This window comes from Streptomyces achromogenes subsp. achromogenes (assembly GCF_000720835.1).
In the GTDB taxonomy this organism is placed as follows: Bacteria; Actinomycetota; Actinomycetes; order Streptomycetales; family Streptomycetaceae; genus Streptomyces; species Streptomyces achromogenes.
The window spans coordinates 42,006-61,049 of sequence record NZ_JODT01000005.1 but is presented as its reverse complement, the minus strand read 5'-3'; the positions used below and the strand labels follow the sequence as shown (position 1 = coordinate 61,049).

The 19,044-nt window shown below is 72.7% G+C and carries 19 protein-coding genes and 1 pseudogene; 8 read left to right on the top strand and 12 right to left on the bottom strand.

Annotated features, from left to right (window positions below; all coding sequences use genetic code 11):
- The first annotated feature begins 16 nt into the window (after positions 1-16).
- The 3 genes and pseudogenes from IH25_RS0106670 to IH25_RS0106660 form a co-directional block, all read left to right on the top strand.
- Entirely contained in the window at positions 17-820 is an 804-nt protein-coding gene (locus IH25_RS0106670) for an EI24 domain-containing protein (protein ID WP_030604552.1), read from the top strand.
- A complete protein-coding gene (locus IH25_RS0106665) occupies positions 817-1,431 on the top strand; it encodes a LysE family translocator (RefSeq protein WP_030604550.1) in 615 nt (204 codons plus the stop codon). The genes IH25_RS0106670 and IH25_RS0106665 overlap by 4 nt, the downstream gene beginning before the upstream one ends.
- Positions 1,428-2,180 (top strand): annotated as a pseudogene (locus IH25_RS0106660) (glycoside hydrolase family 3 protein); the annotation flags it as partial. The gene IH25_RS0106665 and the pseudogene IH25_RS0106660, both read left to right, overlap by 4 nt.
- A 216-nt stretch (positions 2,181-2,396) precedes the next feature.
- Here the strand turns inward: IH25_RS0106660 and IH25_RS0106655 are convergent.
- A complete protein-coding gene (locus tag IH25_RS0106655) occupies positions 2,397-3,377 on the bottom strand; it encodes an aldose epimerase family protein (RefSeq protein WP_030604546.1) in 981 nt (326 codons plus the stop codon).
- Positions 3,378-3,392: 15 nt separating this feature from the next.
- Positions 3,393-4,274 (bottom strand): SGNH/GDSL hydrolase family protein, encoded by an 882-nt coding sequence (locus IH25_RS0106650; RefSeq protein WP_030604544.1) that lies wholly within the window; start codon positions 4,272-4,274, stop codon positions 3,393-3,395.
- Positions 4,275-4,529: 255 nt separating this feature from the next.
- Here IH25_RS0106650 and IH25_RS0106645 point away from each other — a divergent pair, with 255 nt between their 5' ends.
- Positions 4,530-5,024, top strand: a complete 495-nt coding sequence (locus IH25_RS0106645) for a DUF3145 domain-containing protein (protein WP_030604543.1) — start codon at positions 4,530-4,532, stop codon at positions 5,022-5,024.
- 75 nt (positions 5,025-5,099) lie between these two features.
- On the opposite strand, the gene fabF is transcribed toward IH25_RS0106645, so the two are convergent.
- The 5 genes from fabF to fasR form a co-directional block, all read right to left on the bottom strand.
- Positions 5,100-6,362, bottom strand: a complete 1,263-nt coding sequence (gene fabF / locus IH25_RS0106640) for a beta-ketoacyl-ACP synthase II (RefSeq protein WP_030604541.1) — start codon at positions 6,360-6,362, stop codon at positions 5,100-5,102.
- 110 nt (positions 6,363-6,472) lie between these two features.
- Positions 6,473-6,721 (bottom strand): acyl carrier protein, encoded by a 249-nt coding sequence (locus tag IH25_RS0106635; RefSeq protein WP_030604530.1) that lies wholly within the window; start codon positions 6,719-6,721, stop codon positions 6,473-6,475.
- Positions 6,722-6,801: 80 nt separating this feature from the next.
- Complete coding sequence (locus IH25_RS0106630) at positions 6,802-7,833, bottom strand: ketoacyl-ACP synthase III (RefSeq protein ID WP_030604527.1); 1,032 nt, start codon at positions 7,831-7,833, stop codon at positions 6,802-6,804.
- A gap of 12 nt (positions 7,834-7,845) precedes the next feature.
- Positions 7,846-8,772: an ACP S-malonyltransferase gene (locus IH25_RS0106625; RefSeq protein ID WP_030604524.1), complete on the bottom strand. Its 927-nt coding sequence runs from the start codon at positions 8,770-8,772 to the stop codon at positions 7,846-7,848.
- 89 nt (positions 8,773-8,861) lie between these two features.
- Positions 8,862-10,067, bottom strand: a complete 1,206-nt coding sequence (fasR, locus tag IH25_RS0106620; RefSeq protein WP_030604522.1) for a fatty acid biosynthesis transcriptional regulator FasR — start codon at positions 10,065-10,067, stop codon at positions 8,862-8,864.
- A gap of 262 nt (positions 10,068-10,329) precedes the next feature.
- Between fasR and IH25_RS0106615 the strand changes: the two genes are divergently transcribed.
- The gene (locus tag IH25_RS0106615; protein WP_030604519.1) at positions 10,330-10,989 is read left to right on the top strand and encodes a pirin family protein; all 660 of its coding nucleotides are present in this window, start codon (positions 10,330-10,332) and stop codon (positions 10,987-10,989) included.
- Positions 10,990-11,027: 38 nt separating this feature from the next.
- Here the strand turns inward: IH25_RS0106615 and IH25_RS0106610 are convergent, their stop codons facing one another.
- Together IH25_RS0106610 and IH25_RS0106605 are read right to left on the bottom strand one after the other, a co-directional pair.
- Complete coding sequence (locus IH25_RS0106610) at positions 11,028-11,849, bottom strand: serine hydrolase domain-containing protein (RefSeq protein WP_030604517.1); 822 nt, start codon at positions 11,847-11,849, stop codon at positions 11,028-11,030.
- Between the two features lie 19 nt (positions 11,850-11,868).
- Entirely contained in the window at positions 11,869-12,354 is a 486-nt protein-coding gene (locus IH25_RS0106605; protein WP_030604515.1) for a GNAT family N-acetyltransferase, read from the bottom strand.
- Between the two features lie 96 nt (positions 12,355-12,450).
- Here IH25_RS0106605 and IH25_RS0106600 point away from each other — a divergent pair, with 96 nt between their 5' ends.
- Both IH25_RS0106600 and IH25_RS0106595 read left to right on the top strand, forming a co-directional pair.
- On the top strand, positions 12,451-12,915 hold the full coding sequence (locus IH25_RS0106600) for a MerR family transcriptional regulator (RefSeq protein WP_030604511.1): 465 nt from the start codon (positions 12,451-12,453) through the stop codon (positions 12,913-12,915).
- A complete protein-coding gene (locus IH25_RS0106595; RefSeq protein ID WP_030604508.1) occupies positions 12,912-13,928 on the top strand; it encodes an aldo/keto reductase in 1,017 nt (338 codons plus the stop codon). The genes IH25_RS0106600 and IH25_RS0106595 overlap by 4 nt, the downstream gene beginning before the upstream one ends.
- A 320-nt stretch (positions 13,929-14,248) precedes the next feature.
- On the opposite strand, the gene IH25_RS0106590 is transcribed toward IH25_RS0106595, so the two are convergent.
- From IH25_RS0106590 to IH25_RS0106580, 3 genes are all read right to left on the bottom strand, one after another.
- The gene (locus IH25_RS0106590) at positions 14,249-15,097 is read right to left on the bottom strand and encodes a DUF4429 domain-containing protein (protein ID WP_030604506.1); all 849 of its coding nucleotides are present in this window, start codon (positions 15,095-15,097) and stop codon (positions 14,249-14,251) included.
- Positions 15,098-15,163: 66 nt separating this feature from the next.
- Entirely contained in the window at positions 15,164-16,381 is a 1,218-nt protein-coding gene (locus tag IH25_RS0106585) for an alpha/beta hydrolase (RefSeq protein ID WP_030604503.1), read from the bottom strand.
- 104 nt (positions 16,382-16,485) lie between these two features.
- Positions 16,486-17,112: a TetR/AcrR family transcriptional regulator gene (locus IH25_RS0106580; protein WP_030604500.1), complete on the bottom strand. Its 627-nt coding sequence runs from the start codon at positions 17,110-17,112 to the stop codon at positions 16,486-16,488.
- A 126-nt stretch (positions 17,113-17,238) separates the two neighbouring features.
- Between IH25_RS0106580 and IH25_RS0106575 the strand changes: the two genes are divergently transcribed.
- A complete protein-coding gene (locus IH25_RS0106575; RefSeq protein WP_030604499.1) occupies positions 17,239-18,858 on the top strand; it encodes an MFS transporter in 1,620 nt (539 codons plus the stop codon).
- Positions 18,859-19,044 lie beyond the last annotated feature (186 nt).

The following is a 19,044-nucleotide window of genomic DNA, read 5'->3' as shown; positions in this document are numbered from 1 at the left end:
CAGTAAAGTCCTCCGCATGCGTGATCTCGGGGTGGGTTTCGGTTATCTGCTGAAGGGCCAGAAGTGGGTGACCCGGCACGGGCGCCGGTACGGCTTCGGCCTGCTGCCCGGGCTGATCACGCTGGTGCTGTACGCCGCCGCGCTGGTCGCGCTGGCCCTGTGGGGCGACGACGCCGTCGGCTGGGCCACCCCGTTCGCCGACGACTGGGCGAGCCCCTGGCAGGGCCTGTTCCGCGGCTTCCTGACGGCCGTGCTGTTCGCGCTCGGCCTGCTGCTGGCCGTGCTCACCTTCACGGCCGTCACCCTGCTGGTCGGCCAGCCCTTCTACGAGTCCCTCTCCGAGCGGGTCGACGCCGACGTCTCGCCCGACGGCACCGCTCCCGAGTCCGGCCGGCCGCTCTGGCACGAGCTGTGGATCTCGGCCCGGGACAGCCTGCGCGTCCTGGTCCGGGCGGGACTGTGGGGCGTCCTGCTCTTCGTCCTCGGCTTCCTGCCGTTCGTCGGGCAGACCGTCGTCCCCGTGATCGGCTTCTTCGTCACCGGCTTCTTCCTCACCGAGGAACTCGCCGCCGTCGCCCTCCAGCGCCGCGACGTCGACCTGCGCGCCCGGCTCGCCCTGCTGCGCTCCCGCAAGACGCTGGTCTGGGGGTTCGGCACCCCCCTGGGCCTGGCCTTCCTGGTTCCGTTCGTCGCGGTGTTCCTGATGCCGGGCGCGGTCGCGGGCGCCACGCTGCTCGCGCGTGACCTGCTGGGCGAGGAGACCGCCGACGCCGACGCCGCCCCGGGCGGGCGGCCCGACACGGAGGACGTCACCCCGTGACCCAGCTGCTCGCCGTCGCCGTCATCACGGTCCTCGCCGTGATCGCCCCCGGCGCCGACTTCGCGATGATCGTCCGTAACAGCTATCTGCACGGCCGCCGCACCGGCCTGCTCGCCGCCGCCGGCGTGGCGGCCGGCGTCCTGGTCCACGTCACCTACACCCTGCTCGGCGTCGGCCTGCTCATCGCCTCGTCCACCGTCGTCTTCACGGCCGTGAAGCTGATCGGCGCGGCCTACCTCGTCTACGTCGGCGTCCGCACCTTCCGCACCCGCGGCGAGGTCGAGGTCGACCTCGGGAACAAGACGGAGCTGACCCCGTTCGCCGCCCTGCGCACGGGCTTCCTCACCAACGTCCTCAACCCCAAGACGACCCTGTTCGTCGTCTCCACCTTCTCCCAGGTCGTCGGCCCCGGCACCCCGCTGTACCGGCAGCTGGGCTACGGCCTGTTCATGTCGCTGGCCCATCTGGTGTGGTTCGGCGCGGTCGCCGCGTTCTTCTCGCACTCCCGGATGCGCGCCGTGCTGCTGCGCGGCCAGAAGGTCCTCAACAAGGCGATCGGCTCGGTCCTGGCCGGCCTCGGCGTCAGCCTCGCCCTGGCGCCCTCGCACTGACCCCCGGGGCGCGCGCCGCCTGCCGGGTCACCGGCGGCGGAGGCACGATGGAAGGCGCTGTACGGGTCTCGGACGCCCCGGTCGGCGTCCGGGGCGTGCGCTGGAGCGCGGACGCCCCCTCCGTGGCCCTGCCCTCGCCGACCGCGCTCGCCGCCGCCTGGGACCCGGAACTCGCCCGCCGCGCCGGTGTGCTGCTCGCCCAGGAGGCCCGCCGCAAGGGTGTCCCCGTCCTGCTCGCCCCGACCGTCGACCTGCGCCGCTCCCCGCTCGGCGGGCGCCACTTCGAGTGCTACAGCGAGGACCCGTGCCTGACCGGGGCGATCGGCACCGGCTGTGTCAGCGGCGTCCAGTCCGGCGGCGTCGGCGCCACCGTCAAGCACTTCGTCGCCAACGATGCCGAGACCGACCGCCTCACGGTGGACAACCTGGTCTCCGAACGCGCCCTGCGCGAGCTGTACCTGGCGCCCTTCGAGGCCATCGTGAGGAACGCCCGCCCGTGGGGCGTCATGACCGCCTACAACTCGGTCAACGGCACGACGATGACCGAGCACCACCACCTCGTCGAAGAAGTCCTGCGCGGCGCATGGGGCTTCGACGGCGTCAACGTCTCCGACTGGACGGCCGCCCGGGACGCGGTGGGCGCCGCGAACGGCGGCCTGGACATCGCCATGCCCGGCCCGCGGACCGTCTACGGCCCCGCCCTCGCCCGGGCCGTACGGGAGGGAAGGGTCGCCGAGCCCACCGTCGAACTGCCCCGTCGTGCCTTCGAGGTGTGGGACGACACGACGAACGCGTGGGCATATGTGAAGGGTTCGTACGAGATCTCCGCCGGCCGCTCGATCACCGACCGCCGGCTCACCGCACCGATTAACGTCTGATCCGGGACACTCTCCGCACACCGCGGACAAAGTCCCCCATGAACAGCCCCGGTCCGGGACCTGACCCCTGGACCGGGGCTCACCACGTCAGCCGCGCACCCCGAAGCCGTACACCGTCTCCGAGCGGTAGACCTCGCCGGGACGCAGGACCGTGGTGGGGAAGTCCGGGCGGTTGGGGGAGTCCGGGAAGTGCTGGGTCTCCAGGGCGGTGCCGGCGTTCGGGGGGAACGGGCCGGACAGATGGTCGCCGGTGTAGAGCTGGAGGCCCGGCTCGGTCGTCGACACCGTCAGGGTGCGCCCGGAGACCGGGTCGTACAGCTCCGCGACCTCCACGGGCGTCGTGGTCACGCCCTTGTCCAGGACGAAGTTGTGGTCGTAACCGGAACCCGTAGGGCGGGGCGTCCGGAAGTCCAGGCGGGAGCCCGACACATCGGCCGACGCCCCCTCCGGGATCAGGTCCGCGTTGACCGGCGTGTACCGGGACGCGGCCAGCCGCAGCTCGTGCCCGCCCGCCGTACCGGAATCCGCGCCGCCCAGGTTCCAGTACGTGTGGTTGGTCAGGTTCACGACGGTCGGCGCGTCGGTGACCGCCTCGTAGCCGATCCGCAGCGCCCCCGACGCCGTCAGCGTGTACGTCACCGTCACCGCCAGCCGCCCCGGGAACCCCTCCTCGCCGTCGGGGCTGACCCGGCTCAGCCGCAGCCCGTGCTCCACCGGGGTCACCTCCCACACGTGCTTGTCGAAGCCCCGCGCACCGCCGTGCAGCGAGTTGGCGCCCTCGTTGCGCGTCACCTCGTACGTCCGGCCGTCCAGCGGGATGCGGCCGCCCGCGATCCGGTTGGCGTACCGGCCGATCACCGCGCCCAGATACGGCTCCGGATGCAGCAGATAGCCCTCCAGGTCCGCGAAGCCCAGCACCACGTCCGCCGACCGCCCCGACCGGTCCGGGACCTCGGCCGACTGCACGATCCCGCCGTACGACAGCACCCGTACCCGCACCCCGCCGCGCTCCAGTGTCCACCGGTGCACGGGAGTGCCGTCGGAAAGTGTGCCGAAAAGTTCGCTCATGCGGGAAACCCTAGGTCACCGGTCTCCCGCCGTGACCTTCCGGTACGCGATCTCCGCGAGCCGCGCCTGCCCGTCCTTGCTGGGGTGGAACCAGTCCCAGTGGCTCAGCTGGTCCGTGCCGAAGCGGAAGTCGTACACCGCGCCCCCGTCGAAGCGGCAGCGGCGGTCCTTGGCGCAGACCTCCTCCAGCACCTTGTTGTACTCCACCACCCGCCGCTCGACGGTCTCCCGGCGCAGCGTCGCCGCGCTGCTCAGATCGTCGGCGTCGGCCAGCATCGACGGGCAGATGCCCAGCTTCCACACCTGCTTGCCCAGCACGTTCGTCCGGCCCTCGGACCACAGCCGCTTCAGGTTCGGCACGCTCGACACGTACACCTGCGTCTTCGGCAGCGCCGAGCGCAGCGTGCGCATCGCCTCCTCGAAGTCCGCGCGGAAGTCCGCCACCGGCGTCATCGCCGACGCCGTGGTCCGGCAGGCGTCGTTCCCGCCGGCCATCACCGTCACCAACTCCGGGCGGCGGGCCACCGCCTGCGCCATCTGCCCCGGCAGGTCGGCCATGCGGGCCCCGGTCACCGCGTAGTTCCAGCTGCGCTCCGCCGCCCCCGTCACCCCCAGCAGCCGCACCGCCAGGCTCCGCACCGCCGCGTCGCCGCCCGTCGCCCAGGACGCCTCCGGGCAGTCCGACAGCACCGTGCACGCGTCGAACCCGCGGGTGATGGAGTCGCCCACCGCCGCGATCGAGTCCGGGCTGGTGTCCCACAGCGGGGGCCGGGCCGCGCGCGCCTTCGTGCCCTCCGCCGTAGGCGATCCGTCCCCGGCCTGGCACCCGGCGAGGCCCAGCACCGTGGCCGCCACGCCGGCGAGAGCGGCTCGCACACGGTGGCTTCGCTTCCGCATCCCTGCTGTTCCCCTCGCTCGACGGTCCGGTGCTCCCCTATGACAACGACTGAGGGTTCCCGGCCCGGCACCCGGGGAACGGCCGACCCCCGTACAAGCGTCCCCCTGGGTGAATGGCGGCGTTTTCCTGGCGCCGGGACCGACGGTACGTCACACTCCTTGCCCCGTCGCAAGGTAGCCTCGCCATCAACGCGGCCGTCGTGCCACTGCCGCCCAGCCAGTCCGCAAGATGTCCCGCTCTGCCCGGAGGTTCCGGTGACGACACGTGGAGTTCTGTACGTGCACTCCGCGCCGCGCGCGCTGTGCCCGCACGTCGAGTGGGCCATCGCGGGGGTGCTCGGCACGCGCGTCAGCCTCGACTGGATCCGGCAGCCCGCGTCCCCCGGCACCTGGCGCTCGGAGTTCTCCTGGCAGGGCCAGGCCGGTACGGCCTCCAAGCTCGCGTCCGCGCTGCGCGGCTGGCACCTGCTGCGGTTCGAGGTCACCGCCGAGCCCTGCCCGACCGCCGAGGGCGAGCGCTACAGCTGCACCCCCGACCTCGGCATCTTCCACGCCGTCACCGGCATCCACGGCGACATCCTGATCCCCGAGGACCGCCTGCGCGCCGCCCTGACCCGCTCCCAGCGCGGCGAGACCGACCTGGAGGCCGAGATCGCCAAGCTCCTGGGCAAGCCCTGGGACGACGAACTGGAACCCTTCAGATACGCGGGCGAGGGCGCCCCGGTCCGCTGGCTGCACCAGGTGGTGTAGCGCGGCCCCGCGAGGGGACCGACGACGATGGCCCGATCTCCCCCAGGAGACCGGGCCATTCACACGTCACGGAACTCAGACCGTACGGAACGCCAGCACCACGTTGTGCCCGCCGAAGCCGAACGAGTCGTTCAGCGCGGCGATCCGGCCCTCCGGCAGCGCCCGCGCCTCACCGCTCACGATGTCGGCGTTGACCTCGGGGTCCAGGTTCTCCACGTTGATGGTCGGCGGAGCCGTGCGCTTCACCAGCGCCAGGATCGACGCGACGGTCTCCACACCGCCGGCGCCGCCGAGCAGATGACCGGTCATCGACTTGGTCGCGGAGATCGCCATGTGGTCGACGTCGTCGCCGAACACCTTCCGCAGCGCCTTGATCTCGGCCACGTCGCCCTGCGGCGTGGACGTGGCGTGCGCGTTGACGTGCAGGATCTCGGCCGGCTTCAGGTCGGTGTTGTCCAGCAGGTTCTGCAGCGCGTGCGCGATCCCGTTGCCGGACGGCTCCGGCTGCGTGATGTGGTGGGCGTCGGCGGAGATGCCCTGCCCGACCGCCTCGACGTAGATCCGGGCACCGCGCGCCTTCGCGTGCTCCTCGGACTCCAGGACGATCACACCGGCGCCCTCGCCGAGCACGAAGCCGTCACGGCCGGCGTCGTAGGGACGCGAGGCGCCCTGCGGGTCGTCGTTGTTCTTGGACATCGCCATCATGTTGCCGAACGCGGCGATGGGCAGCGGGTGGATGGCCGCCTCGGTACCACCGGCCACGACCACGTCCGCACGCCCGGTGCGGATCATCTCGATCGCGTACCCGATGGCCTCCGCGCCCGAGGCGCAGGCCGAGACGGGGGTGTGCACACCGGCGCGGGCACCCAGCTCGATCCCGACGTTGGCCGCCGGGGAGTTGGGCATCAGCATCGGCACGGTGTGCGGGGAGACGCGGCGTACGCCCTTCTCCTTGAGTACGTCGTACTGGTCCAGCAGGGTCGTCACGCCGCCGATGCCGGAGGCGATGACCGCACCGAGACGGTCGGGGTTCACGGAGGAGTCCACCCCGGCCTTGGCGGTGAACCCGGCATCCTTCCAGGCCTCCTGAGCGGCGATCAGCGCGAACTGCGCGGACCGGTCCAGCTTGCGGGCCTGCGGCCGGGGGATGATCTCGCCCGGCTCCACGGCGATCTGCGCGGCGATGCGGACCGGCAGGTCCGCCGCCCACTCCTGCTCCAGCAGGCTGACACCGGACGTGCCGGCGACCAGGGCCTCCCAGGTCGAGGCTGCGTCGCCACCCAGCGGTGTGGTTGCGCCGATACCGGTGACGACCACGGTGCGATTGGTCGGGCTCACGGGAATTCTTTCTCCAACGGATACGGGGGAGGACTACCCCCGCCGGTGCGGGGATTACGGCGCCACCGCCGGGTGGCGGGGCCTTGCTACACGCGGCCTACGCGGTGGCCTCAGGCCTGGTGCTTGAGGATGTAGTCGGTCGCGTCGCCGACGGTCTTGAGGTTCTTGACGTCCTCGTCCGGGATCTTCACGTCGAAGCGCTCCTCGGCGGCGACGACGACCTCGACCATGGACAGCGAGTCGACGTCCAGGTCGTCGGTGAAGGACTTGTCCAGCTTGACGTCCTCGACCGGGATCCCGGCGATCTCGTTCACGATCTCGGCGAGACCGGCGACGATCTCTTCCTGAGTGGCGGCCATGTCAGGCGCTCCTTCTTGATATTCCAGACGGGTTAATGGCATTTGTACCGAACCGGATCGGCTGATCCGGCACGGAGTGCCTAGGGGAGGGTAACGACCGTGGCGGCGTAGACGAGACCCGCCCCGAATCCGATGACGAGCGCGGTGTCGCCGCTCTTCGCCTCCCCGGTCGCCAGGAGCCGCTCCATCGCGAGCGGGATCGAGGCGGCCGAGGTGTTGCCGGTGGTGCGGATGTCACGGGCGACCGTGACGTGCTCCGGCAGTTTCAGCGTCTTCACCATCGAGTCGATGATCCGCACATTGGCCTGGTGCGGGATGAAGACGTCCAGGTCGTCCGCGGTGATTCCGGCCGCGTCCAGCGCCTGCTGGGCGACCTTCGCCATCTCGAACACGGCCCAGCGGAACACCGCCTGGCCCTCCTGCGTGATCGCAGGGAACTTGATGTTGCCCTCGCTGTCGACGGGCAGCTCGGAGACGTCGCCGATCCGGAACCGGTCCCAGGGGACGGTCTGCTTGATCGTCGCGGCCTTGTCGCCCTCGGAGCCCCACACGGTCGGGCCGATGGCCGGCTCCTGCGAGGGGCCCACCACGACCGCGCCGGCGCCGTCACCGAACAGGAAGGCGGTGGCCCGGTCCTCCAGGTCGGTGAGGTCGCTCAGCCGCTCCACGCCGATCACCAGGACGTGCTCGGCGGAACCTTCCACCACCATGCCCTTGGCGAGGGTGAGGCCGTAGCCGAAGCCCGCGCAGCCGGCCGAGATGTCGAAGGCGGCGGCCTTGTTGGTGCCGAGCTTGTCGGCGATCTCGGTGGCGATGGCCGGAGTCTGGCTGAAGTGCGAGACGGTGGAGACGACCACCGCGCCGATCTGCTCGGCGTCGATGCCGGCGTCCGCGATCGCCTTGCCGGAGGCCTCGATGGCCATCGCGGCCACGGTCTCCTCGGGACCGGCCCAGTGCCGGGTCTCGATGCCGGAGCGGGAGCGGATCCACTCGTCGGACGAGTCGATCTTCTCCAGGATCACCTCGTTCGGCACGACCCGGGTCGGCCGGTAGCCGCCGACGCCGAGGATGCGCGCGTACGGGGCGCCCTTGCTGGGGTTGATCTTCGCCATGTACGGCTCTCCTCAGGCGCCGGCGTGCTCTGTGAGCAGAGCCCGGGCCGCTTCCAGGTCGTCGGGGGTCTTCAGGGCCAGCGTCCGCACACCGGGCAGGGCCCGCTTGGCCAGGCCGGTCAGGGTGCCGCCCGGGCACACCTCGACGAGCGCGGTGACGCCCAGCTCCTTGAAGGTCTCCATGCACAGGTCCCAGCGGACCGGGTTGGCGACCTGGCCGACCAGCCGCTGGAGCACCTCGGCGCCGGAGGCGACGGCCTGCCCGTCCTTGTTGGAGACGTAGGTCACCTTCGGGTCGGCCGGCGACAGCTTGGCCGCGGCCTCCTCCAGGACCGCCACGGCCGGGGCCATGTGGTGGGTGTGGAAGGCGCCGGCCACCTTCAGCGCGACGACCTTGCGGACGCCCTCGGGCTTGTCCTCGTTCAGCGCGGCCAGCTGCTCCAGCGTGCCCGCGGCGACGATCTGGCCCGCGCCGTTGATGTTCGCCGGGGTCAGGCCCAGCTTCTCCAGGTGCGGCACGGTCACCTCGGGGTCGCCGCCGAGCAGCGCCGACATGCCGGTCTCGGTGACGGCGGCGGCGTCGGCCATGGCCAGACCGCGGGTGCGGACCAGGCCCAGGGCGGCCGTGTCGTCCAGGACGCCGGCGAAGGCGGCGGCGGTGATCTCACCGACGCTGTGGCCCGCGACCGCGCCCGGCGCGATCTCGGAGATGTCACCCAGTGCCGCGGCGGACAGCAGGCCGGCGGCGACCAGCAGCGGCTGGGCCACGGCGGTGTCGCGGATGGCGTCGGCGTCGGCCTGGGTGCCGTAGTGGGCGAGGTCCAGTCCGATGGCGTCCGACCAGGCGGCCACGCGGTCGGCGGCGCCGGGCAGGTCGAGCCAGGGAGTCAGGAAGCCGGGCGTCTGGGCGCCCTGGCCGGGAGCGACGAGTACGAGCACTCTCACACTCTCTCTTGGGGTGGGCGGGGGCCGCCCGTGGGGACAGGGACGAAGAACACGTAGGGCTTTTGTGGAGCCCCGACAAAACCTTATGTCTGGGGTTCAGCATCGGCCAGACGCCCCAGGATGAGCGCGATCCGTAGTGTGAACGCGGATCTTACATCCGAGGGGGACCAGCCGGTGACGTCAGTCACACGTCGGAGCCGGTAGCGCACGGTGTTCGGGTGAACGAAGAGCATTCTCGCCGCGCCTTCGAGACTGCTGGCCTGCTCCAGGTAGACACTCAGCGTTTCCAGCAGCGCCGAGCCGGCCTCCTCCAGCGGTCTGTAGATCTCCTCCACCAGCTGCTCGCGGGCGCTCGGGTCGCCCGCCATGGCGCGCTCCGGGAGCAGATCGTCGGCGAGCACCGGGCGCGGCGCGTCCTGCCAGGCGGTGCACGCCTTCAGCCCGGCGGCGGCGGCCTGCGCGGACCGGGTGGCGGCCAGCAGATCGGGGACGACGGGGCCCGCGACGACCGGTCCGGCGGCGAACGGCCCGATCAGCGAGCGGGCGACGGCCAGCGGGTTGTCGCTGCCGCCCGCGATGACCACCAGCCGGTCGCCGAGCACCCCGGTCAGCACCTGGAGCTTGGCGTGCCGGGCGGCCCGCCGGATGGCGTCCACGGTCAGCTCGCTGTCCCCGTCGGGCGCGGTACCGAGCACCACGCACACATGCTCCGGAGAGTTCCAGCCGAGCGCGGCGGCCCGGCTGACGGCCCCCTCGTCGGCCTCCCCGCTCAGCACGGCGTTCACCACCAGCGACTCCAGCCGCGCGTCCCAGGCACCGCGTGCCTCGGCGGCCTGGGCGTAGACCTGGGCGGTGGCGAAGGCGATCTCCCGGGCGTACACCAGCAGCGCCTCGCGCAGCACGCTCTCGTCGCCGGGGGCGGCCACCTCGTCGATGGCGGACTCCATGACCTCGATGGTGGTGCGCACCATCTCCACGGTCTGCCGCAGCGTGATGGCCCGGGTCAGCTCCCGGGGCGCCGTCCCGAAGACGTCGGTGGAGATCGCCTGGGGGGCGTCGGGGCGCCGGAACCACTCGGTGAAGGCCGCGATGCCCGCCTGGGCGACGAGCCCGATCCAGGAACGGTTCTCCGGGGGCATGGCCCGGTACCACGGCAGGGTCTCGTCCATGCGCGCGATGGCCTGCGCGGCGAGACTCCCGGAGGACTTCTCCAGCCGCTTCAGGGTCGCGGCGTGCGGGTGGACGTGACGGGCTGCGGGGTCACCGTGGTGGGATTCGGGTTCGGGCACGGGGACAAGACTGCCTTATCCGGACGGGACCCCGTGCCGCCGGGGGGCGGAGACCGCCGGCCCGGCCGGTGGCCGGCGGGGGCGGCGCGCGGCGCCCGGGCGGCCGTGGACGGGCGGCCGGAACGGTGCGGCGGGGCGCCCGGGCGGCCCTCTGCCCGGCGGCCGGACCACGACCCGCAAGGCGTCCCGGGCCGGTCTCCGCGCGCTGCCCCGGAGCGGGCCTGCCCGCGGTCCGTGCGGACCGCGGGGCTACCGTGGGGCCGTGACGACAGACGTGCAGCGCGCCGGTGAGCGCTATCGCGGAGGGGACCCCGAGGCCGGGATCGACACCCGGCACGCCTTCTCCTTCGGACCGCACTACGACCCCGGCAACCTGCGGTTCGGCGCGCTGATCGCCTGCAACGAGGAGCGGCTGGCCCCCGGCGCCGGTTTCGACGAGCACCCGCACCGCCACACCGAGATCGTCACCTGGGTGGTCGAGGGCGAGCTGACCCACCGGGACTCCGCCGGGCACGAGACCCGGGTCGGCCCCGGGGAGGTGCAGCACCTGAGCGCGGCGGCGGGCGTGCGGCACGTGGAGCGCAACGACGGCCCGGCCCCGCTGACCTTCCTCCAGATGTGGCTGACCCCCCGGGAGCCCGGCGGCACCCCGTCCTACACCCTCGTCCCGGCCGCCGAGGGTCCCGTCAGGTACGCGGTCCCGGCCGCGGGCGCGGTGCTGCACGTACGGCGGCTGGGACCCGGGGAGCGCACGGCGGTGCCGGACGCGCCCTGGGTGTACGCGCATGTGGTGCGCGGCGCGGTCCGGCTGGCCGGGGCGGAGCTGGGCCCCGGCGACGCGGCGCGGATCACCGGCGCCGAGGGGCTCGAGGCGCTGGCGACGGCCCCGGCGGAGCTGCTGCTGTGGGAGATGGCGCCGTAGCGCCCGGAGACGGCAACCCCCCGGAGGCCGTGGCTCCGTCAGCCGCGCAGTTCCGCGAGGACCGCGTCCGTGAGGGCCGGCCACGCCTCGATCGCCCAGGGGCCGAACGCGCGGTCGGTCAGCGCGACCCCGGCCGCCCCGGCGTCCGGGTCGATCCACAGGAACGTGCCCGACTGCCCGAAGTGCCCGAAGGTGCGCGGCGAGGACGAGGCGCCCGTCCAGTGCGGGGACTTGCCGTCGCGGATCTCGAAGCCCAGCCCCCAGTCGTTCGGGTTCTGGTGCCCGTACCCGGGCAGGACGCCCTTGGTCCCCGGGTACTGCACGGTCATCGCCGCCGCCACCGTCCGCGCGTCCAGCAGCCGGGGCGCCTGCACCTCCGCCGCGAACCGCAGCAGGTCCTCGACCGTCGACACCCCGTCCTTCGCGGGCGAGCCCTCCAGCGAGGTGGCCGTCATGCCCAGCGGCTCCAGCACGGCCTGGCGCAGATACTCCGCGAACGGGATGTCCGTGGCCTTGGCGATGTGGTCCCCGAGCTGCTCGAACCCGGCGTTGGAGTACAGCCGCCGGTCCCCGGGCGGGGCGGTCACCCGGTGCTCGTCGAAGGCCAGGCCCGAGGTGTGCGCGAGGAGGTGACGGACCGTCGCCCCGGGCGGACCGGCCGGCTCGTCCAGCTCGATCGCGCCCTCCTCGTAGGCGACGAGCGCCGCGTAGGCCGCCAGCGGCTTGGTGACGGAGGCCAGCGGGAAGCGGTGCCCGACGGGGCCGTGCGTCCCGAGGACGGTTCCGTCGGCTCGTACGACCCCCGCCGCCGCGGTGGGGACGGGCCAGTTCTCGATCAGCGCCAGGCTCTGCAACGACATGCGTCCGAGCCTATGCGGCTCACAGCGGCAGCCGCATCGACGGGTCCGGATCCCGGGTGAAGCCCAGCGCGGTGTACAGCGGCTCGGCCTCCGGCGAGGCATTCAGCAGCACGTGTCCGGCGCCGCGCGCCCGGAACCAGGCCAGCAGCTCCTCCATGCAGGCGCGCGCGTGGCCCCGCCTGCGGGCGTCCGGGTCGGTCGCCACGCTGAAGACGTACCCGACCCGGCCGTGCGGATTGCCGGGCTTGCCGATGCGGTACTCCACGGTCCCCGCGACCAGCGCGGCCAGCGACCCCGGCCGGTTTGGGTGGTCCACGACGAACGCGGCGAAGTCCCCGTCCTCCTCCGCGAGCCGCTCGCGCAGCTCCGGCAGCGACTCGGCCTGCCAGCCGGCCGCTCCGTCGCCGCCGTCACCCCCGTCGCCCCACAGGGAATCGATCATGATCTGGCGCAGTCGCAGCACTTCCCCGGCATCCGCGGGCCGGGCCCGTCGTACGAGACTCATGGGCGCAGGCTAACCACCGCGACCGGGCCCGGTCCTGGGGATTTTCTTACCGGAGCGGCTTGCTTGGAGTGCACTCCAAGGTCATAGCGTGGGGGCATGACGGTGATGCAGACCACGCCAGCGGCCACCGAGCACGCCACCCCCGCCGACATCTGCTCCGCTCCTCCCCGGCGCCACCCCCGCCCCGACGGCCAGGACCACTACACGATCAGCGAGGTCGTCGCGTTCACCGGTCTGACCGCGCACACCCTGCGCTGGTACGAGCGGATCGGGCTGATGCCGCACGTCGACCGCTCGCACACCGGCCAGCGCCGCTACCGCAACCGCGACCTGGACTGGCTGGACTTCGTGACCAAGCTCCGGCTGACCGGCATGCCGGTGGCGGACATGGTCCGGTACGCGGAGCTGGTCCGGGCGGGCGAGGACACCTACGCGGAGCGGCAGGCCCTGCTGGAGTCGACCCGCCGGGACGTCCTGAACCGGATCGCCGAACTGCGCGACACGCTCGCCGTACTCGACCGCAAGATCAGTTTTTACGCCACGGAGGGGACCACTCGATGACCGACGCCAGGATTCCGACGGTACGGCTGGGCGAGAACGGGCCGGAGGTCGGCGTGCAGGGCCTCGGCTGCATGGGCATGAACTTCGGCTACGGCCCGACGGACGCCGGGCAGGCCCGGGCCGCGCTGGACCGGGCGCTGGAGCTGGGCGTCACGCTGTACGACACGGCGGACGCCTACGGCGCCGGGGAGAACGAGCGGTTCCTCTCGCCGTTCTTCAAGGCGCACCGGGACGAGGTGGTCATCGCCACCAAGTTCGCCCTGTCCATTCCGCCGGACGACCCGACCAAGCGCATCATCCGCAACGACGCGCCCTACATCCGCGAGGCGGTCGAGGCCAGCCTGAAGCGGCTGGACGTCGACGTGATCGACCTCTACTACATGCACCGCCGCGATGTGAACGTCCCCATCGAGGAGACCGTCGGCACGATGGCGGAGCTGGTCCGCGAGGGCAAGGTCAAGCACCTCGGGCTCAGCGAGGTCACCGCGGAGGAGCTGCGCGCCGCGCACGCCGTGCACCCGATCGCGGCCGTGCAGTCGGAATGGTCGCTGTTCAGCCGGGACATCGAGGCCAGGGTCGTACCGGCCGCGCGGGACCTGGGCGTGGCCCTGGTGCCGTACTCGCCGCTCGGCCGCGGCTTCCTCACCGGCTCCTTCGCCAACGCCGAGCAGGACCTGACGGCCGACGACTTCCGCCGCCAGCAGCCCCGCTTCACCGGCGACAACGCGGCGGCCAACGCGGCCCTGCTGGAGCCGATCCGGGCGATCGCCGAGGCGCGCGGTGCCACGCTCGGCCAGATCGCCCTGGCCTGGGCGCAGCAGCGGGCGTCGGTCGCGGGCCTGACCGTGGTGCCGATCCCGGGCACCCGCAAGGCGGGCCGGGTGGAGGAGAACGTGGCGGCGACCCGCATCACCCTGACCGAGGAGGAACTGGCCGCCCTGGAGCCGATCGCCTCCCAAGTCGCCGGCGACCGCTACCCGGACATGCGCTTCGCCTCGGCGGGCCGCGAGTAACGCCGCCCGGCGGGTCCGCCCTTCGGCCGTGCCCGGCCTCCCAGTGGGGTTGGGCGTGCGGCGGGGCTGGCACTCGGGCGGGGTCCACCGCCTGGCGTGCCCGGCCGTCCGGCGGGATGGGCCTTCGGGTGGGGCCGCCCTTCGGACGGGGCCGACGGCCCGGTGTGTCCGGCCGCCCGGCGGGATTGGCCGGGACTCGCCGCCCGGCGGGCTGGCCGTCCGCCGGGGCTGACTGCCCGGCGCGCCCGGCCGCCCGGCGGGTTCGGCCGTTCCGCGGGGCCTGCCGGCCCGTTGTGCCGGACGGGGGGCCGGCCGGGCGGTCACAGTTCCGCGAGCAGTTCCGCCTTCTTGGTGGAGAACTCCTCGTCGGTGACCAGCCCGGCCCGGTGGAGTTCGCCGAGGTGCCGGATCCGTTCGGCGATGTCGGCGGGGTCGCGCCGGGCCGGGGCCGGTATCGCGGGCACCGGCCCCCGGGCGCGCACGGCGGCCAGCACCGCCGCGGCGAACGGCAGCGACTCGTGCACCGGGCCGTAGCCCAGCCCGAAGACGACGGCCGCCGGGTCCTGGTCGGGCTGCGCGGGCGCCGCCGGTCCGGCCGAGCGCCGGATCAGCCGCAGATGGCCCTCGAAGACCTCCGGCGAGCGCCACTCCACCCCGCTCAGCTCGGCCACCGCGAAGCTCTGGTCGCCGGCCTTCCACTTCGTCGAGGACGCCCCCGTCCAGGACCAGCGGAACTGCACGGACGTCCCGTCGAAGGACGCCTTGCCGTCGTAGGCCTTGAACTGCCGGGGTGCCTCGGGCGCCGCGACCAGGTGCCGGTCGGCGGGGCCGGACTCGGTGAGCAGCCCCTTCAGCTCGTCGGCGTAGTACTCCGCGAGGGTCTCCCGCTCGGCCGGCAGCACCAGCCGGTAGGGGTCGGAGCCCTCCTTCAGCTGCCCGTCGGCCGCGTCCATCAGCGGATCGGCGCCGGGGCGCGGACGCAGGCACAGGGCGACCGTTCCGCGTCGGCCCGGGCCGAGGGTCACGCCCTCGACCGCGGCCAGCGGGATCCGGCGCTCGCCCAGCGCCTGGAACAGCTTGGGTGTTCGAATCCCCCGTTCGTAACGGATGAGCACGGAGTCGGACTCGAACTCCCAGACGGCATGAAATCCCGCCAGTACGTCACCCATGCGGCTCATCGTATGCGGCACGTGCCCCTCCGTCGCCACCCGCGCAGACCGCACTTCCTGCTGTTTCTACGCGCGTTGGGCCGTCGTCGCGCCGGACAGACCGGACCGGCACGCATCGTCCTCCTGTGCGCACGTCACCTCGCCGTACGCGCCCACCCCGACGTCGGCGAGATTGCGCAGGCTGTCCGTGCCCGGCTGGAAGTAGCCGCTGTGGCCCTCGGCGTCCCGGGCCGACAGCACCCGCGCGCCGAACCCGGAGGACACCGGGTCGGCGCCGTGGCCGAGGCCGCCCAGCTCCAGATACGGCACGTCGCGCACCCAGTCGCTGGCGTCCCGCATGGCCCACACCCGGGCCGTCGTGCCGAGGTCGGCGGCGCTGGTGGCGCGCATGCCGGGGCTCGCGGCCACCGCCAGGTCGGCGACCCGCCGGGGCATGCCGCGCGCGGCGACCCCGCAGAGCACCGAGCCGTAGCTGTGGCAGAACATCGACACCGGGGCCCGGCCGGGCAGCGCGCGCAGCAGCGCGTTCAGCCGTACGGCGCCCTCCTCGGCGCGCAGTCCGGTGGCCGCGTCCACCCCGAGCCCGTCGGGGGAGGTGTAGTCGGCCCAGGCGATCACCGCGGTACGGGTCGAGGGGCGCGCCGCGCGCTCGGCCGCGTAGAGCGCCTTGGCCATGCCGACCGGGGCGCTGTAGGGGCGGCTGGTGCGCTGGAAGGTGAGCAGGTCGGTGTCGACGCCGGGGACGACGACCGAGATCCGCCGGGCCGCGGCGAGGTCGCCGAACACCTCGGCGATCCGGCCCGAGCCCTCGGGGTCGAAGGCCAGGATCTGCCGGCCGTCGCTCAGCAGGGACTCGTAGCGGTGCATCCGCCGGCCCGCGTCCTGCTGGCCCGCCGTGCTGAGCCGGCCGTCGTGCATGCGGGCGCGCTCGCTCTCGCGGGCCTGCTCCAGCGCGAGGTGGTTGGCCCGGTAGCGCAGGGAGACCGGGGCGCCGTTCATGTTGCCGACCGCGAGCGGGTAGCGGCGGGCCAGCCGGTCGCGGTCGCCCGGGGTGAGCGAGCCGAAGAAGCGGGCGATCCGGGTGGGGGCGGCGTCGGGGTCCGGCAGGCTCAGGCCGTGGAGGCGGCCGTGCCGCCACTCGGCGAGCGAGGCCGCGAGCGCCGACGGCTCCCGGTGGGTGCGCAGGGCGGTCCAGCCGGTGGTCGCGAGCATCACGAACACCACGGCCAGCGCCAGCAGGGCGCGCCAGATGCTGAGCTGTGGGGAGGTGTCGAAGGAAGTCACTGGGAGGACACCCTAGGAGAGCGAGCGGGTCTCGGGGTAACCGAGTGACGGGGATCACGTTTCGGCGGGCGGTGGTCAGGGAGTTCGGTGGTCTGCCAACGATCTCAGGTGGTCCGCCAGTTTCCGGTCAGCGCCGAACCCACCTGATCGAGGTACGACGTGGTGAGCGTCCGGATCACCTCGGGTCCGCAGTCCTCGCGCGTGCTCCACTGCCGTTCGGTGACCCGCATCACCCCGCCGAACACGGCCACCGCCAGCCGGGGCCGGGGGTCGCCGTCCACGTCGACGCCCTCCCGCTCGGCCAGCACCCGGGCGAGGGCCTCCTCCGTCACGGCCAGCCGGCGCAGCCGGGCGGCGAGCAGCGCGGGCTCGGCCTCGATCGTGCGGTACATGCTCAGGTGCAGCTCGACCGGGACGACCGACTCGACGGTCTCGCGCATCTCCTCCCAGCTCTCCAGGAACGCCTGGCGCAGGGCCCGCATCGGCGCCTCGTGCGGCGGGCGGGCCCGTACGGCCGCCACGAACGCCGACTCCGCCATGTCCTGGACCGCGAAGGCCACGTCCTCCTTGCCCGCGAAGTAGCGGAAGAAGGTGCGCTGCGAGACGTCGACGGCCTCGGCGATCTCGTCGACGGTCGTGCGCTCGTAGCCCTGCGTGGTGAACAGTTCGAGAGCGGCCCGCAGCAGCGCTTCCCGTGTACGCCGCTTCTTGCGCTCGCGCAGCGTCTCCATGGCCACTCTCCTGTGAAACGAGGGCGGAACGTCCGTCCGGCCCTGCTCTGACCTCCAGTTTTCGTGTCAGTAACCGACTAGTGAATTGGTTTGTCAACTGTCAGCGGCTGTCACTAACCTGAGTGTATGACTAGTCAGACCACCATCGACGCGACGGGGCCGGGGGACGAAGCACCGGCAGCCCCGTCCGGGCCGCAGCCGGCCGCGGGCCTGCGCGGCCACCCGTGGCTCACGCTGATCACCGTCGCCGTAGGGGTCATGATGGTGGCCCTCGACGGCACCATCGTGGCCATCGCCAACCCGGCCATCGGCAAGGACCTGCACGCCAGCTGGGCGCAGCTGCAGTGGATCACCAACGCCTACTTCCTGGCGCTCGCTGTCTCCCTGATCACCGCCGGCAAGCTGGGCGACCGCTTCGGCCACCGGCAGACGTTCCTGATCGGTGTCACCGGCTTCGCCGTCGCCTCCGGCGCCATCGGGCTGTCCGACAGCATCGCCGCGGTCGTCACCTTCCGTGTCTTCCAGGGCCTGTTCGGCGCGCTGCTGATGCCGGCCGCGCTCGGCCTGCTGCGCGCGACCTTCCCGGCCGAGAAGCTGAACATGGCGATCGGCATCTGGGGCATGGTCATCGGCGCCTCCACCGCCGGCGGCCCGATCCTCGGCGGTGTCCTCGTCGAGCACGTCAACTGGCAGTCGGTGTTCTTCATCAACGTGCCGGTCGGCGCCCTCGCCCTGCTGCTGGGCCTGCTGATCCTGCTCGACCACCGCGCCGAGAACGCCCCGCGCTCCTTCGACCTGCTCGGCATAGCCCTGCTCTCGGGCGCGATGTTCTGCCTGGTCTGGGCCCTGATCAAGGCCCCGGCCTGGGGCTGGGGCGACGGCAAGACCTGGCTGTTCCTCGTCGCCTCGGTGGTCGGCTTCGCCCTGTTCGCCATCTGGGAGAAGCGGGTGAAGGAGCCGCTGATCCCGCTGGCGCTGTTCCGCTCGGTCGCGCTGTCCGCGGGTGTCGTCCTGATGGTGCTGATGGCCATCGCGTTCATGGGCGGCCTGTTCTTCGTCACCTTCTATCTGCAGAACGTCCACGGCATGAGCCCGATCGACGCGGGTCTGCACCTGCTGCCGCTGACCGGCATGATGATCGTCGGCTCCCCGCTGGCCGGTGCCCTCATCACCAAGGCCGGCCCGCGGATCCCGCTGGCGGGCGGCATGGCCGTCACCGCGATCGCCATGTACGGCATGTCCACGCTGGAGGAGAACACCGGCAGCGGCCTGATGTCCGTCTGGTTCGCCCTGCTCGGCCTCGGCCTCGCCCCGGTCATGGTCGGCGCCACGGAGGTCATCGTGGGCAACGCCCCGATGGAGCTGTCCGGTGTCGCGGGCGGACTCCAGCAGGCGGCCATGCAGATCGGCGGCAGCCTCGGTACCGCCGTGCTGGGCGCGGTCATGGCCTCCAAGGTCGACCACACCCTCGCCGACAACTGGGCGGACGCCGGGCTGCCGAAGCTGCCCCCGCAGCAGCTGCACCAGGCCGCCGAGGCGGTCCAGCAGGGTGTCGCGCCGGTGACCAAGGACACCCCGGCACCCATAGCCGAGAAGATCACCGAGGTCGCCCACCACACCTTCATCGACGGCATGAGCCTCGCCTCCCTCGTGGCGGCGGGCGTGGCCGCGGTCGCCGTCCTCGTCGCGCTGCTCACCAAGCGCGGCGCGAACGCGGAGGCGGGCGCGGGCGTGGGCCACATCTGACGGGCCTTCGGGGCGGAGTTCGCCTATCAGGGTGACTCCGCTCAAGATCGCTGGCTCCCGGCGCGCGCCGCAGGTCACAGTGGGTCAACTCCTCCGCAGGGCAGGGGAGGACCACGGGGCCGCGGCGCGCGCTGTCGGAGGGGGACAGCGCACCCGGTCTGCTCCGGCGCAACCGGGGTACTCGCA